The organism is Isoptericola sp. NPDC056605 (assembly GCF_042792795.1).
Classification (GTDB): domain Bacteria; phylum Actinomycetota; class Actinomycetes; order Actinomycetales; family Cellulomonadaceae; genus Isoptericola.
Genome location: NZ_JBHTVT010000034.1, coordinates 16,833 through 30,331, shown reverse-complemented (window position 1 = coordinate 30,331; position 13,499 = coordinate 16,833). Strand labels below are relative to the sequence as shown.

The 13,499-nt window shown below is 72.3% G+C and carries 12 protein-coding genes; 7 read left to right on the top strand and 5 right to left on the bottom strand.

All coding sequences use genetic code 11. The features are described from left to right. Window positions 1-95 precede the first annotated feature (95 nt). Window positions 96-1,310, top strand: coding sequence for an ROK family transcriptional regulator (locus ACFQ8Y_RS21840; RefSeq protein ID WP_430586728.1), 1,215 nt, complete (start codon window positions 96-98; stop codon window positions 1,308-1,310). After that, entirely contained in the window at window positions 1,307-2,041 is a 735-nt protein-coding gene (locus ACFQ8Y_RS21835; protein ID WP_430552524.1) for an ATP-binding cassette domain-containing protein, read from the top strand. Before ACFQ8Y_RS21840 ends, ACFQ8Y_RS21835 begins: the two co-directional genes overlap by 4 nt. A 49-nt stretch (window positions 2,042-2,090) precedes the next feature. Here the strand turns inward: ACFQ8Y_RS21835 and ACFQ8Y_RS21830 are convergent, their stop codons facing one another. Continuing rightward, entirely contained in the window at window positions 2,091-3,473 is a 1,383-nt protein-coding gene (locus ACFQ8Y_RS21830) for an endo-1,4-beta-xylanase (RefSeq protein WP_430586727.1), read from the bottom strand. A 186-nt stretch (window positions 3,474-3,659) separates the two neighbouring features. Next, complete coding sequence (locus ACFQ8Y_RS21825) at window positions 3,660-4,181, bottom strand: MarR family winged helix-turn-helix transcriptional regulator (RefSeq protein ID WP_430586726.1); 522 nt, start codon at window positions 4,179-4,181, stop codon at window positions 3,660-3,662. Between the two features lie 114 nt (window positions 4,182-4,295). Between ACFQ8Y_RS21825 and ACFQ8Y_RS21820 the strand changes: the two genes are divergently transcribed. Together ACFQ8Y_RS21820 and ACFQ8Y_RS21815 are read left to right on the top strand one after the other, a co-directional pair. Further along, window positions 4,296-4,910, top strand: coding sequence for an NADPH-dependent F420 reductase (locus ACFQ8Y_RS21820; protein WP_430586725.1), 615 nt, complete (start codon window positions 4,296-4,298; stop codon window positions 4,908-4,910). Window positions 4,911-4,941: 31 nt separating this feature from the next. Then, the gene (locus tag ACFQ8Y_RS21815) at window positions 4,942-5,814 is read left to right on the top strand and encodes a VOC family protein (protein WP_430586724.1); all 873 of its coding nucleotides are present in this window, start codon (window positions 4,942-4,944) and stop codon (window positions 5,812-5,814) included. A 24-nt stretch (window positions 5,815-5,838) separates the two neighbouring features. Here ACFQ8Y_RS21815 and purU read toward each other — a convergent pair whose 3' ends face one another. From purU to ACFQ8Y_RS21800, 3 genes are all read right to left on the bottom strand, one after another. Then, window positions 5,839-6,696 (bottom strand): formyltetrahydrofolate deformylase, encoded by an 858-nt coding sequence (gene purU / locus ACFQ8Y_RS21810; protein WP_430586723.1) that lies wholly within the window; start codon window positions 6,694-6,696, stop codon window positions 5,839-5,841. A gap of 78 nt (window positions 6,697-6,774) precedes the next feature. After that, the gene (locus ACFQ8Y_RS21805) at window positions 6,775-8,754 is read right to left on the bottom strand and encodes an FtsX-like permease family protein (protein ID WP_430586722.1); all 1,980 of its coding nucleotides are present in this window, start codon (window positions 8,752-8,754) and stop codon (window positions 6,775-6,777) included. A gap of 152 nt (window positions 8,755-8,906) precedes the next feature. Next, window positions 8,907-9,575, bottom strand: coding sequence for an ABC transporter ATP-binding protein (locus tag ACFQ8Y_RS21800; RefSeq protein ID WP_430552517.1), 669 nt, complete (start codon window positions 9,573-9,575; stop codon window positions 8,907-8,909). Between the two features lie 533 nt (window positions 9,576-10,108). Between ACFQ8Y_RS21800 and ACFQ8Y_RS21795 the strand changes: the two genes are divergently transcribed. The 3 genes from ACFQ8Y_RS21795 to ACFQ8Y_RS21785 all read left to right on the top strand — a co-directional run bounded on the left by ACFQ8Y_RS21795 (window position 10,109) and on the right by ACFQ8Y_RS21785 (window position 13,270). Further along, window positions 10,109-10,663 (top strand): GNAT family N-acetyltransferase, encoded by a 555-nt coding sequence (locus tag ACFQ8Y_RS21795; RefSeq protein WP_430552515.1) that lies wholly within the window; start codon window positions 10,109-10,111, stop codon window positions 10,661-10,663. Beyond that, complete coding sequence (locus tag ACFQ8Y_RS21790; RefSeq protein ID WP_430586721.1) at window positions 10,660-11,739, top strand: LacI family DNA-binding transcriptional regulator; 1,080 nt, start codon at window positions 10,660-10,662, stop codon at window positions 11,737-11,739. The genes ACFQ8Y_RS21795 and ACFQ8Y_RS21790 overlap by 4 nt, the downstream gene beginning before the upstream one ends. Before the next feature lie 94 nt (window positions 11,740-11,833). Next, window positions 11,834-13,270: a glycoside hydrolase family 43 protein gene (locus ACFQ8Y_RS21785; protein WP_430586720.1), complete on the top strand. Its 1,437-nt coding sequence runs from the start codon at window positions 11,834-11,836 to the stop codon at window positions 13,268-13,270. Window positions 13,271-13,499: the final 229 nt, after the last annotated feature.

Here is a 13,499-nt window from a genome sequence, read left to right as displayed (position 1 = left end):
CCGGACCACCCCGCCCCCCCGCGCGGGGCGGCGGACGACCGCCGCCCCGCGCGTCGTCGCACCATAGAATCCCCGGCGTGAGAGGACGGCTGCCGATGGTGGGATCGCAGTCGTCGCTGCGCGAGGCGAACCGCGCGCGCGTCGTCGACGCGGTGAAACGGCACGGGGGGCTGACGCAGGTCGAGCTCACCGGGGCCACCGGGCTCTCGCCCGCCACGGTGTCGACCATCGTCAAGGAGCTCGTCGCCGCCGAGCTGGTCGAGGTGCGCAACACGATCCGCTCGGGCCGGCGCGCGCAGCTCGTCACCCTCGCCCACCGCGTGGGGCTCGTCGCGGGCGTGCTGGTGGGCTCGCGGCACCTCACGGTGGCCATCGCGGACGTGTCGCACGAGATCCTCGCCGAGCAGGTGCTGCCGCTGCCGGCCGAGCACCGTGCCGACACGAGCCTCGACCGTGCGGCCCTGCTCGTCGTCGACCTGCTGGAGCGGGTCGGGTCGGAGCTCGACGAGGTGCTCGGCATCGGCCTCGGGCTGCCGGCGCCGGTCGACGCCGCCAGCGGCCAGGTCACCGTGCGGGGCATCCTGCGCGGCTGGGACGGCGTGCCCGTCGCGCAGGTGCTGTCCAAGCGGCTCGCTCGGCCGGTGTTCGTGGACAACGACGCCAACCTGGGCGCCCTGGCGGAGAGCACGGTCGGCGCCGCCCGCGAGGTGCACGACGCGCTGTACGTCCGTGCCGGCCACGGCGTCGGGGCGGGCATCGTCCTCGCGGGACGCGTGCACCGCGGGGTCGCGGGCACGGCGGGCGAGATCGGCCACGTCCAGGTGGACCCCGCCGGCAACATCTGCTCGTGCGGCAGCCGCGGCTGCCTCGACACGGTCGTCGGCGACCGGGCGCTGCTCGAGCCGCTGCGCAGCAGCCACGGGAACCTCACCCTCGCCGACGTCGTGCGGCTGACGAACGAGGACGACCCGGGCTGTCGGGAGATCGTCGCCGACGCCGGTACGGTGGTCGGCGGCGTCGTGGCCGGGCTGGCGACGTCGCTCAACCCGGAGCTCGTCGTCGTCGGGGGAGCGCTGGCCGCCACGGGCGAGGTCTTCCTCGGGCCGCTGCGCGAGGCGCTGCGCCGCCGGACCCTGCTGCAGCAGGTCACGCCTCTCGAGGTGGTGCCCGCGGCGCTGGGGACGCGTGCCGAGCTGGAGGGAGCCCTCGCGCTCGCGCTGCAGCACACCGACCTGCTGGAGCAGCCCGACGACGGGCCGCACGGCGCGGTCGCCGTCGGCCAGGTCCGCACAGGAAAGGGGAACCGGTGAGGGGACGCACGCCGCTGCTCGCGCTGCGGCAGGTCAGCAGGTACTTCGGTGCCGTCGAGGCCCTCGTCGACGTGGACCTCGAGGTGCACGCGCACGAGGTGGTCGCCCTGGTCGGGGACAACGGGGCGGGCAAGTCGACGCTCGCCCAGATCGTGGCGGGCGTGCTGAGCCCGAGCTCGGGGCAGCTGGAGATCGACGGCGAGCCCGTGTCGATCCCGTCGCCCTCGGCGGCGAACCAGCTCGGCGTGGCGAGCGTCTTCCAGGACCTCGCCGTGTGCGAGAACCTCGACGTCACCGCCAACGTCTTCCTCGGGCAGGAGCTGCGCGGGCGCGCGGGCCTGCTGCGCGACGGCGAGATGGAGACCGAGACCCGCGCGCTCCTCCAGCACCTCACCATCCGGATCCCGTCGGTGCGCACCCCGCTGCGGCACCTGTCCGCCGGTCAGCGCCAGGCGGTCGCCATCGCGCGCACCCTCATCGGGCAGCCGCGCATCGTGGTGCTCGACGAGCCGACGGCGGCGCTCTCGGTGGCACAGACCGCCGAGGTGCTCACGCACATCCAGCGCCTGCGCGAGCTGGGCCTCGGCGTCATCCTCATCAGCCACAACCTCAACGACGTGCGCGCGGTCTCCGACCGCATCGAGGTGCTGCGGCACGGCCGCAACAACGGGTCGTTCCCGGCGACGGCCGCGCACGAGGAGATCCTCGCCGCGATCACCGGCGCGACCTGAGCGCCGCGGGCCCGGGGCCCGCGGCGCTCAGGCGCACGTGCTCAGCCGCTCAGGACGCCGAGCAGCTGACCTTGGGCCAGGTCCAGTCCCCGCCGTGCATCACGGTGAAGCCGAACGACGTGGACTGGCCGGCGGCCAGCGTCCCGTTGCCGGCCGGGCGCATCGTCATGACCTTGCCCGACGAGTCCCACGTGGGCGTGCCGTTCCAGGTGGCGCTGATCCGCTGGCTGGAGCTGACGGTCACGGTCGAGGTCCACGAGGTGATGTTCCGGTCGGCCCGGACGGTCACGGTCCCGTTGAAGCGGTCGCCCCACTTCTGGCCCTCGGAGTAGGTGGCGGTGCACCCGCTGCCGCCGGTGGGCGGCGGCGTGGTCTCGCCCGGGTCGGGGTCGCCGCCACCGGGCACACCCTGGCCGTCGTTGAGGACGTCCAGGACAGAGGTGTAGGCGGCCTTCTTCTGGCCGTTGCCGTCGAAGAGCAGCGGGGTGCCGCTCGCCCGCCACGAGTCGGAGTCGCGCACGCCCCACACGGTGATGCCGGTGCAGCGCGAGACGGCGAGGCACGCCTGCGTGACGCCCTGGTACTGCTCGGCCTGCGAGCTGCCCGAGCCCTCGATGTCCAGCTCGGTGATCTGCACGTCCACGCCGAGGTCGGCGAAGTGCTGGAGCGTCTCGTGGTAGTTGTTCGGCACCGGGTTGCCGCTGTTGAAGTGGGCCTGGAAGCCGACGCAGTCGATCGGCACGCCGCGGGCCTTGAAGTCCTTGACCATGGTGTAGACGCCCTGCGTCTTGGCGTGGGACCAGTTGTCGGTGTTGTAGTCGTTGTAGCAGAGCTTCGCGTTCGGGTCGGCGGCCCGGGCGGCACGGAAGGCGGCCTCGATCCAGTCGTTGCCGGTGCGCTGGAGGTTGGAGTCCCGGCGGGCGCCCGAGGAGCCGTCCGCGTACGCCTCGTTGACGACGTCCCAGGCGTAGACCTTGCCCTTGTAGTGCGTCGCGACCTGGGTGACGTGGTTGAGCATCGCCTGGCGCAGCTGCGAGCCGCTCATGGTCTGCATCCAGCCCGGCTGCTGGGAGTGCCACGCCAGCGCGTGGCCGCGCACCCGCTTGCCGTGGCTGGTGGCCCAGTCGAGGATCCGGTCGCCGGAGGAGAAGCTGAACTGCCCCTGCTGCGGCTCGGTGGCGTCCATCTTCATCTCGTTCTCGGCCGTGATCATGCCGAACTCGCGGTCGGCGATCGTCGTGTACTGCGAGTCGCCCAGCTTGCCGGCGGCGATCGCGGTGCCGAAGTACCGGCCCTGCTCGGAGGCCGCCGCGTGGAGCGTGCTCCCGGCAGCCTGTGCGCTCAGTGCCGTGGCGGCGAGGATGCCGATCCCGGCCACCGCCGCTCCCACGGACGCGCGCCATCTCTTCGTCGTGCGCTTCATCGATCCCATCCTTCGTTCTCGAGCCTGCTCATCCTTGAGTGGTGCTCGGCCACGAGGCCTCGTCATCGAGCGGTCGGGGTCGCCGACGTCCCGAGAGTAGGTAGAAAACGTTTTCGAAACAAGCCCCGGGCACGGATCTTCCTCAGGGTCGCCGGGGCGCGGGGCCTGGTCGGAGGGGTGGACGACGGCCGGAGGTCAGCGGGCGGAGCGCTCGCCGAGGCCGAAGCGGTCGTGCGGGTCGATGTGCGCGAGGACCTTGTCGAGCGCGCCGGCGAGGGTGCGGACCTCGTCCGGGTCGAGGTCGTCGAAGATGTCCTGCAGCACCGTGCGTGCGTGGCCGGGGGCGCTCGCGACGACCTTGCGCCAGCCCTCGTCGGTGAGGTGGGCGATGGTCGCGCGGCGGTCGTCCGGGGCGGTGCAGCGCTCGACGTAGCCGCGCGCCTCGAGCCGGCGCGCCACGTGCGAGAGGCGGGGGAGCGTGGCGCTGGTGAGGCGGGCGAGCTCGGTCATGCGCAGGGCACGCTCGGGCGCCTCGGAGAGCATCGCGAGCACCATGTACTCGAAGTGGGTGAGGTCGGCGTCGCGGCGCAGCTGCTGGTCGAGCGTGGCGGGCAGCAGCTCGATCACCGCCTGGAGCCGGAGCCACGTGCGCATCTGCTCGGCGTCGAGCCAGCGCGGCTCGTCGTCGGCCGCCGTCGTGCGCCGGGTCGTCGTCACGTGATCGCCCTCCTGGTCCGTCACCCTCGATCGAAGGTTGACGCTACAACTATAGCGGTCTATGTTGGTTGTAGCGTCAACCAAACGGTCGACGACGGATCCTCAGGAGGAACCATGACCACCATCAGCATCCTCGGCACCGGGAACATGGGCTCCGCGATCGCGGGCCTGGCGCTCGCCGGCGGGAACGACGTGCAGGTCGTCGCCCGCGACGTCGCCAAGGCCGCGGCCGTGGACCCCGCCGTCACCGCGGCCACGTTCGGCGAGCCGCTCACGGGCGAGATCGTCGTCCTGGCCCTGCCGTACCCGGCGCTGGACGACGTCGTCGCGACCTACGGCGACCAGCTCGCCGGCCGCACCGTCGTCGACCTCACCAACCCGCTCGACTTCGCCACCTTCGACGCGCTCGTCGTGCCGGCGGACTCCTCCGCCGCGGCCGGGCTGTCGGAGAAGCTCCCCGGCGCTTCCGTGCTCAAGGCGTTCAACACGAACTTCGCCGCGACGCTCGTGAGCGGCACCGTCGGCGACGTGCCGACGGCCGTCCTCGTCGCGGGCGACGACGCCACGGCCAAGTCCGCGTTCGCGGCCGCGTTCGACGGGTCCGCCGTCCGTGTCGTCGACGCCGGGTCGCTGAAGCGCGCCCGCGAGCTCGAGGCCCTCGGGTTCCTGCAGCTCACCCTCGCCGCGGGGGAGAAGACGCAGTGGACCACCGGGTTCGCGCTGCTCTGACCCTCGTCCACCCCAGCACCAGGAGCCGATCATGACCCGCCACCCCGACCTCCTCGCCGCCGAGACCGCGATGGGCGCCGTCACCCTGCACGTGGGCGACCTCGGCGCGATGAGCGCCTACTACCGCGAGGCGATCGCGCTCGAGGAGATCCCGGCCCTCGGCGCCCCGGACCGGGTGGTGCTGGGGCGCGGCGGGGTGCCCGTCGTCGCGCTGCAGCACACGCCGGGGCTGCCGGCGACGTCGCGGAACCAGGCCGGGCTGTTCCACACGGCCGTCCTGTTCGACACGGAGGAGGCGCTCGCCTCCGCCGTCGCGCACGCCGCGCAGCACCCGCTGTCGCGGTTCGCGGGGAACTCCGACCACTGGGTGTCGCGGGCGTTCTACTTCACGGACCCCGAGGACAACGGCATCGAGCTCTACTGGGACCGGCCGCGCGAGGTCTGGCAGCACGACGGCGGCGGGCGCGTGGCGATGGGCTCCGACTGGTTCGACCCGCAGGAGTTCCTCCAGCGGCACCTCACCGAGGACGCCCTGGCGGGCGCCGCGGGGCAGGCCGCGCAGGTCGGGCACGTCCACCTCCAGGTCGGCGACATCCCCACGGCGCAGCGGTTCTACGTCGACACCCTCGGCTTCGAGATCATGGCGACGTTCCACGGCGCCCTGTTCGTCGCGGCCGGCGGGTACCACCACCACATGGCGATGAACACCTGGAACAGCGCGGGCGCCGGCCCGCGTGCCGCGACGCTCGGCCTCGGGCAGGTGGCGCTCACGGTGCCGACGCGCGACGAGGTCGGCGCGCTCGCCGACCGGCTGAAGCACGCCGGCGTCGCGACGCGCGACGACGGCCGGACCCTCCGGTTCGACGACCCGTGGAACACGCTGGTCGAGGTGTCGGTCGCCTGACCCCGTCCCGCCGGCGGCGAGCCGTCAGCGGAAGACGACCGTGCGGTGGCCGTCGAGCAGCACGCGGTGCTCGGCGTGCCACCGCACGGCGCGTGCGAGCGTGCGGCGCTCGACGTCCTCGCCGATCGCGACGAGGTCCGCGACCGCGCGCGAGTGGTCCACGCGCTCGACGTCCTGCTCGATGATCGGGCCCTCGTCGAGGTCGCCCGTGACGTAGTGCGACGTCGCGCCGATGAGCTTGACGCCGCGGTCGTGCGCCTGCGCGTACGGGCGCGCGCCCTTGAAGCTCGGCAGGAACGAGTGGTGGATGTTGATGACCTGGCCCGCGAGGTCGCGGCACAGCTCGTCCGACAGGATCTGCATGTACCGCGCGAGGACGACCAGCTCGACGTCGAGCTCGGCGACCAGCTCCCGCAGGCGGTCCTCGGCCCGCGCCTTCGTGTCCTTCGTGACCGGCACGTGGTGGAACGGCTTGCCGTAGAACGCGGCCATGTCCTCGAGGTCCGGGTGGTTGCCCACGACGCCGACGACGTCGACCGGCATGCCCTGGTACCGCTCGCGGTACAGCAGGTCCACCAGGCAGTGCGGCGCCTTGCTGACCAGCACCAGCGTGCGCAGGCGGCGGCCGACGACGTCGAGCTGCCAGGTCATGCCGAACCGTTCCGCCACCGGCGAGAGCGCGGCGGTCAGGGCCTCGCGTCCCGCCTCGGCGTCGACCTGCACCTCCACCTGCACGCGCATGAAGAACAGGCCCGACGCCGGGTCCCCGAACTGCTGCGACTCGGTGATGTTGCCGCCGTGCTCGGCCAGCACGCCCGCCACGGCGTGCACGATCCCGGGGCGGTCGGGGCAGGAGAGGGTCAGCACCCATTCGGTCGTCACCCGCCCATTGTCACCGAACCTTCTCGACGTGCGCCGATTCGTCCGCCGGTCCTGAGGAGCTTCGCGGCATGCGGCCCGTCAGGTCCTGCCCGTCAGGTCGCTGTCCTGGGGCGCGACCAGGCTGCCCACCCACGCTGCCGCCCACGTCACCGCGACGGCACCGAGAGCCGCAAGCGAGATCCACACGGGCGTGTAGGTCGTGAGGGAGATGCTCGTGCCTCCGAGTGAGGCGGCCAGGCCGCAGAGGTAGCCGAGCGGCACGACGGCGAGCACCGGGATGAGAACCGACCAGCGGCCGACGCTCAAGGCGTCCGCGGGCAGCAGCCCGAGCCGCGCCAGTCGCCCGCGGTCAGCGAATGCGCTCCGTGACCGCTCGATGAGTTCGCGGACGACCGCCGTACCGAGAATCAGCAATGCGGAGAGTCCCCCCGAGATCACCCAGCCGGTCGCAGGGTTCCACGTGGTCAGGTCTCCGGAGACCTGTGCGGGGTTGAAGGCAGCCAGACCCTTCCCTGCCCGGTAGACGGCGGTCATGGGAGCATGGCCGTCCGCCAGGACGAGGACGTCACCGCTCCCTACGTCGGGTGGCGGCGCGGTGGTGAAGCTGACCTCGAGCATCATCTGGTCGAGGATCTGAGCCGCGCCGTCGGCGAGCCCGCCATCCGGTGAGCAAGGGTCGCCTCCCAGCTGTGCGGCCACCGGACGGAGGCTGGCGCACGAGTCGGCGTACGCGACCTGCCCGTACTGGCCGCCCTGGCGAAGGGGCAGCACGACCAGCCCGGCGAACAACTCGTCCAGGTTGCGCACGAGGCGCTGAGCGTCTCCCGGCCGGGGGTCGACCCAGTTGGCGACGACGACGAGCGGTGAGTCGTCGTGACCTCGGGCACGTTCACCGGCCCACGCGGCACCGACGCTCAGCGCGACAGACCCGAGCAGCACCATGACCGACAACAGGCTGGCGGTGGCTGACAACGTGCGGGGGCGGATCCCCACCCGTGCGGTGGCGACCCACACGGACGGACGCGGGGTGCGCTTCCGCCAGGCCTTCGAGAGCAACGAAGCCAGCAGCGGTGCCGCCAGTGGGATGCCGAGTGCGGCCGACAGCACGCCTGCCCCGTAGAGGGTTGCTCCGTCTGCTCCGAACGCGAGTGAGCCGCACATGAGCACCACGCCGGCGAGAGCGGGGACGATGCGCCAGGCGGAGGTCTTCTCGGCGCGCTCCGCGCGCAACGACGCGGTGAGGGGCACCGTGACGGACAGGACCGCGATCACTGCGAGGGAACCCAGGACCACGGTGGCGACGACGCCTCCCGGCAGCGCAAGAGCACCCTGCACGAAGACGGTGTCGGTGAACGGGAGGTGGTTGATGCGGGCGCCTGCCAGCAGGTACAGCGCCGCCGCCGGTATGCACCCGAGCAGGGCCAGTGCGAGGGTCTCGATCATCAAGACCTGCCGCACGCGTGAGTCGCGCACGCCTAGTCGGAGCAGCGTCTCCGACCTGCGGGTGCGTGCCTCAGAACGGGCGCGGCAGGAGAAGAGCAGCAGGAGGAAGGCAGGCAGCACGAGCGCGAGGAGGACGAAGAACTGCATCTGGCTCGGGGACGGAAGCGGAGCTCCGGGTGAGAGAGGGTCTTCGAGAGGCAGCCCCTGGTCCCTCAGATGCTGGGCCTCGGCCATGGTCGAGAAGCGGGCGACCGCCACAGCTCGGTCGGTGAGGGTGCGGTCCTCGACGGGACGCACCCACGCCATCGGCTCGTCCAGCGTGGCCAGACCTTGCTCGCCGATCGCCCCTCCCGGCCCGGAGCCCGCGTCCGAGGGCTCAAACCCCAGCTCCTCGGCCGTGACACCCAGGGCAAGCAGTCCAGGGGACAGGACTGCTTCTCCTGGTCCGGGCATCCGGCTGATCCCCGGCGGGAGACTCTGTGCGGGCACGTCGTCCACGAGCGGTTCGATCCACCGGACCGTGATCGACCGGGCGTCGATCTCGAAGCCACGGAGCTCCACTCGCACCGTCCCGTCGCTGGCGCTGACCGCCGGGATCGGGGCACGGGCTGCCATCCGGAGCTCCGCGGTCTGGGCGGCTCCGATCAACGCCAGACCGAGGCAGGCGGCGAGGACCGCCAGCGCGGACGCCGCAGCGACGCACACGCACCGCCACCGCGCCGACCGCGCGAACGCCAGGTGCAGAGCAAGGGTGAGCGAAGTCCTCATCATCGCGGCCGGTGTGCGACGTGGGACCGCAGGGCCACCTCTCGGCCGCACCGATCTGCGACGTACCGGTCGTGCGTGGCCAGGAGGACCGTGAGGTCTCGCGTCCGAGCCGCCGCGAGGATCACGTCCATCACCTGGCGGACGTTGTCCGCATCGAGCGACGCGGTGGGCTCGTCCGCGACCAGCAACCGTGTCGTCTCCGGGGCCAGGGCGCGCGCGATGGACGCCCGCTGGGCTTCACCTACCGACAGTGCCGTCGGGCGCAGGCTCCCGGCGCCGGAGAGCCCGACCGTGTCGAGCGCCTCCTCGGCGCGTTCCAAGGCTCGGCGTCGACGCATCCCCGAGAAGATCAGCCCGACCGCGACGTTCTCGGCCACGGTGAGTTCCGGCAGGAGGTCGGGAGTCTGGGAGACCTGTCCCATCTGTTCTCTCCGCAGATCCGCGATCTGCCGCGAGGACATTCTTTCGAGATGGTGACCAAGGACTTCCACCCGTCGGGCTGTGGGCTGACGCAGCCCTAGAACGACGTCCAGCAGTGTGGTCTTCCCGCTGCCCGAGGGGCCGGTCAGCGCCACCACCTCGCCATAGCCGAGGTGGAGGTCGACCTCCGGCAGCACGAGGGTGCTCCCGGAGACGACCTCCACCTTTTCAAGGAGCGCTGCGGTCATCAGTGGGACGGATAGCGCGTCGATCCGCATTCGTCCGGAACGATATCGATCCGCGTGCACCCCGAGGGCTGCAGCCGTCGTCGGACTTGACATCCGACGTCGGCAGGACGGCTGTCCGCCTTGGCGCCCTTGACGTCGAGGCTGCCCGGACAACCGTGGTAGACGTGTCCGTGTTCCGGGACGAGGCGTCCGTGGCTGGGCAGCAGAGCACCGGCTGCTCGGTGACTGCCGAACCTGCACCGGTAACCACAAGGTGAGGCACCAATGGGCCTCCTGCGACTGGCCTGGACATGCGTGACTCGATCACTGTTCCTCTTCTCTCGGGAGGTGAAGGGGTCGTGCGATGACGAGGCGCAGAAATGTCGTCGTCGGTTCTGGCTGTCGGCCCGAAAGTAGAGGGGATCGGTTCGATCTGCAACGCATTCTCGCGCTGTCGCTCTGTCGCTCGGCTGGGACGAGTTGGCGGCGCCCCCTCGGGGCGGGTGGCGATGCAGGCTGCAGCGAACCCCCGCGCCGTCTGCCACGATGTCCTCATGAGCGAGGCACGCGGCACTGACGCCCAGGAAGTCCAGCAGGGGAACGGCGACGACACGCTGCGGATCGCGCTGGTCGAGGACGCGCAGGCGGGCGAGCTGCTGACGCTGCGGCGGGCGGCGTTCGTCAGCGAGGCGCAGCTGTACGACGACCCGCACATCCCGCCGCTGACGCAGACGCTGCACGAGCTGCGCGACGACATGGCGCGGGACGACGTCGTGACCGTGGGCGCGTGGGAGGGGCACCGCCTGGTGGGGTCGCTGCGCCTGGAGATCGAGGGCGCCAGGGCGACGCTCGGGCGGCTCGCGGTCGCGCCGGACCAGCAGGCCAAGGGCATCGGCACGTCGCTGATGTTCGCGATCCTGCAGTTCCTGCCGTCCGAGGTGACCGAGGTGTGGGCGTTCACGGGCAAGGACTCGAAGAAGAACCTCGCCATGTACACCAAGCACGGCTACGAGGAGCAGTACGACCGGGCGGCGGGCAAGCTCACGCTGACCTACCTGCGCCGGGTGCTCGACGAGGTCGACGCGAGGAACGCGGCGCAGGAGCCATGACCGACGCCGGCGGGCAGGCGACGCGTCCTCGGTCGCGGCGCCCGTCCATGGCCGACGTCGCGGCCGTCGCCGGAGTCTCCCACCAGACGGTCTCCCGGGTGCTCAACGAGCACCCGAGCGTGCGCGGAGAGACCCGCGAGCGGGTGCTGGACGCCATCGCGACCCTCGGCTACCGGCGCAACAGCGCCGCGCGGGCGCTGGCGACGGCGCGCTCGGCGACGCTCGGCGTGGTGACCACGGGGTCGGCGCTGTTCGGCCCCACCAGCACGCTCATCGCGATCGAGGGCGCCGCGCGGGACCAGGGGTACTTCGTCTCCGTCGCGACGCTGCGGAGCTACGACGCCGCGGCGATGCACGAGGCGCTGGAGCACTTCATGGACCAGGGTGTCGAGGCGATCGTGGTCATCGCGCCGCAGGACGACGTCGCGGCCGCCGTCGAGTCCTTCCGCGCGCCGGTGCCGGTGCTGGTCGTCGCCGCGCTGCAGAAGCTGCCGCGCGACGTGGGCACGACGGCGGCCGGCCCGACGACGCTCTCGCTCGCCGTCGACCAGCGGGCGGGCGCGCGCGCCGCGACCGACCACCTGCTCGGCCTGGGGCACCACGACGTCCTGCACGTGGCCGGCCCCCAGGACTGGTTCGACGCCCGCGAGCGCGCCGCCGGCTGGCGGGAGGCGCTCGAGGCGCGGGGGATCGCGCCGAGCCGCCCGCGGTACTGCAGCTGGTCGGCGGAGGACGGGTACACCGCGGGACGCGACCTGGCCGAGGCCGTGGTGGCGCACGAGGGCCCTACGGCGGTGTTCGCCGGGAACGACCAGCTCGCGCTCGGCATCCTGCGGGCGTTCTGGGAGCGGGGGCTCTCCGTGCCCGACGACGTGTCGGTGGTGGGCTTCGACGACGTCGCGGGGGCCGCGTACTTCGTGCCACCGCTGACCACGGTGCGCCAGCCGTTCGGGGTGCTGGGGGAGCGCAGCGTGGCGATGGTCGTCGCGGCGCTGGCCGGCGGGAGCGTGCCGACCGAACGGATCGTGCCCGAGCTCGTGGTGCGCTCCAGCACGGCGCCGCCGCCCGCCCGCTGACCGCGGTTCGTCGACCACCGCTCGTTGACCGCCGTCGTGGCGGCTGGGTAGATTCGGCGCGTTCGCAGTTCTACATCGTTGTAGAGGAGTCACGATGCGCAGATCTCTCAGGCGGGCCCGTGCCGCGGCGGCGGGGGTGCTCACGACGGCGCTGCTGGGCGCGTCGCTGGTCGCCGCCACCACCGTCGGTCCGGCGACCGCCACGCCCGGCGCCGCCGAGCGCGGCCGCCCGGCACCGACCGCCCCGACCGGCGGCCTCTCCGTGACCGGGGAGACCTCGCCGGTGCACGACCCGGCGCTCGTCGTCGACGACGACGGCACCTGGCGCGTCTACACCACGGGCCTCGTGAACCGGGAGAACGGCGGCACGATCCAGATGTGGTCGAGCCACGACGAGGGGGTCACCTGGGCCCACGACGGCACGGTCTGGGACGAGATCCCCGCGTGGATCGACGAGCGCTTCGCGGCGGACGGCGACGGGGCGCTGCCCGACAACCTGTGGGCGCCCGAAGTCTACGAGCACGACGGCACCTACTACCTCTACTACTCGGCGTCGCGCTTCGGCACGAACACCTCGGTGACGGCCCTCGCGACCAACACGACCCTCGACCCGGACGACCCGGACTACGCGTGGGTCGACCAGGGGCCGGTGATCGACTCGCCGCAGGAGATCGCCGGCGGCAAGACGTTCAACGCGATCGACGCGGGCATCGTCGAGGGTGCGGACGGCACCCCGTACATGGCGATCGGGTCGTACTGGTACGGCATCTTCCTCGTCGAGCTCGAGTGGCCCACCGGCAAGCTCGCCGACGGCGCGCTCGAGAACGCCACGCACCTGGTGGACCGCATGATGCCGGGCAACCCCGTCGAGGCGCCGTACCTCACCAGGCACGACGGCTGGTACTACCTGTTCGTCTCGTTCGACAGGTGCTGCCAGGGTCTCGACAGCACCTACCAGGTGGCGGTCGGGCGGTCGCGCGACGTCACCGGGCCGTTCCTCGACCAGGACGGCAAGGACCTGGCCGACGGCGGCGGCACCGTGCTGCTCTCCTCGCACGGCGCGGTGGTCGGGCCGGGCGGCCAGTCGGTGTCCGACGGCGTCCTCGCGTTCCACTACTACGACGGCGCGAACGCCGAGATCCCGGGCTTCCCGACCCTCGGGCTGCAGCGCCTGGGCTGGGAGGACGGCTGGCCCGTGGTCGACCAGGCCGTCGAGGAGCCGACCGTGACGAAGGGCCCCCGCGACGCGACGGTGCGGGGGAACCGCCCCGCGACGTTCGACGTCCGCGTGGCCGGAACGCCGGTGCCGGTCGTCACGTGGGAGACCTCGGAGGACGACGGCGCGACCTGGTCGCCGGCCCCGGCTCCCGCGACGCGGGCCACCGGCGGCACGGCGCGCTGGACGCTGAAGCACGCCGGGCGCGAGCCGGACGGCCTGCTCGTGCGCGCCGTCGTCGCCAACGCCCACGGCGAGGTGCGCAGCGAGCCGGCGCGGCTCGACGTCGTCGCGCCCGGCCGCCCGACGAGGTAGCCCCCACCGCGTCGAGGTAGTCCGCCTCGCGGCGAGGTAGTGCCGAGCCTGCCGAGGTAGTGGACCAGTCCACTACCTCGGCAGGGTCACGACTACCTCGGCACGCAGTGAACTACCTCGGCCAGACTGGGACTACCTCGGCGAGACCAGAACGACCTCGCGGGTGGGGAGCACCCGATGTGAGCGCTAACATGGATCGACCACCACGACGCCCGGGGCCGGGCGGGGA

What these genes read in the sequence shown, in the direction of transcription:
- ACFQ8Y_RS21840 (WP_430586728.1), top strand. Translation starts at nt 96, where the DNA reads ATGGTGGGATCGCAGTCGTCGCTGCGCGAGGCGAACCGCGCGCGCGTC.
- ACFQ8Y_RS21830 (WP_430586727.1), bottom strand. Translation starts at nt 3,473, where the DNA reads ATGGGATCGATGAAGCGCACGACGAAGAGATGGCGCGCGTCCGTGGGA.
- ACFQ8Y_RS21820 (WP_430586725.1), top strand. Translation starts at nt 4,296, where the DNA reads ATGACCACCATCAGCATCCTCGGCACCGGGAACATGGGCTCCGCGATC.
- ACFQ8Y_RS21815 (WP_430586724.1), top strand. Translation starts at nt 4,942, where the DNA reads ATGACCCGCCACCCCGACCTCCTCGCCGCCGAGACCGCGATGGGCGCC.
- ACFQ8Y_RS21805 (WP_430586722.1), bottom strand. Translation starts at nt 8,754, where the DNA reads ATGGCAGCCCGTGCCCCGATCCCGGCGGTCAGCGCCAGCGACGGGACG.
- ACFQ8Y_RS21800 (WP_430552517.1), bottom strand. Translation starts at nt 9,575, where the DNA reads ATGACCGCAGCGCTCCTTGAAAAGGTGGAGGTCGTCTCCGGGAGCACC.
- ACFQ8Y_RS21795 (WP_430552515.1), top strand. Translation starts at nt 10,109, where the DNA reads ATGAGCGAGGCACGCGGCACTGACGCCCAGGAAGTCCAGCAGGGGAAC.
- ACFQ8Y_RS21790 (WP_430586721.1), top strand. Translation starts at nt 10,660, where the DNA reads ATGACCGACGCCGGCGGGCAGGCGACGCGTCCTCGGTCGCGGCGCCCG.
- ACFQ8Y_RS21785 (WP_430586720.1), top strand. Translation starts at nt 11,834, where the DNA reads ATGCGCAGATCTCTCAGGCGGGCCCGTGCCGCGGCGGCGGGGGTGCTC.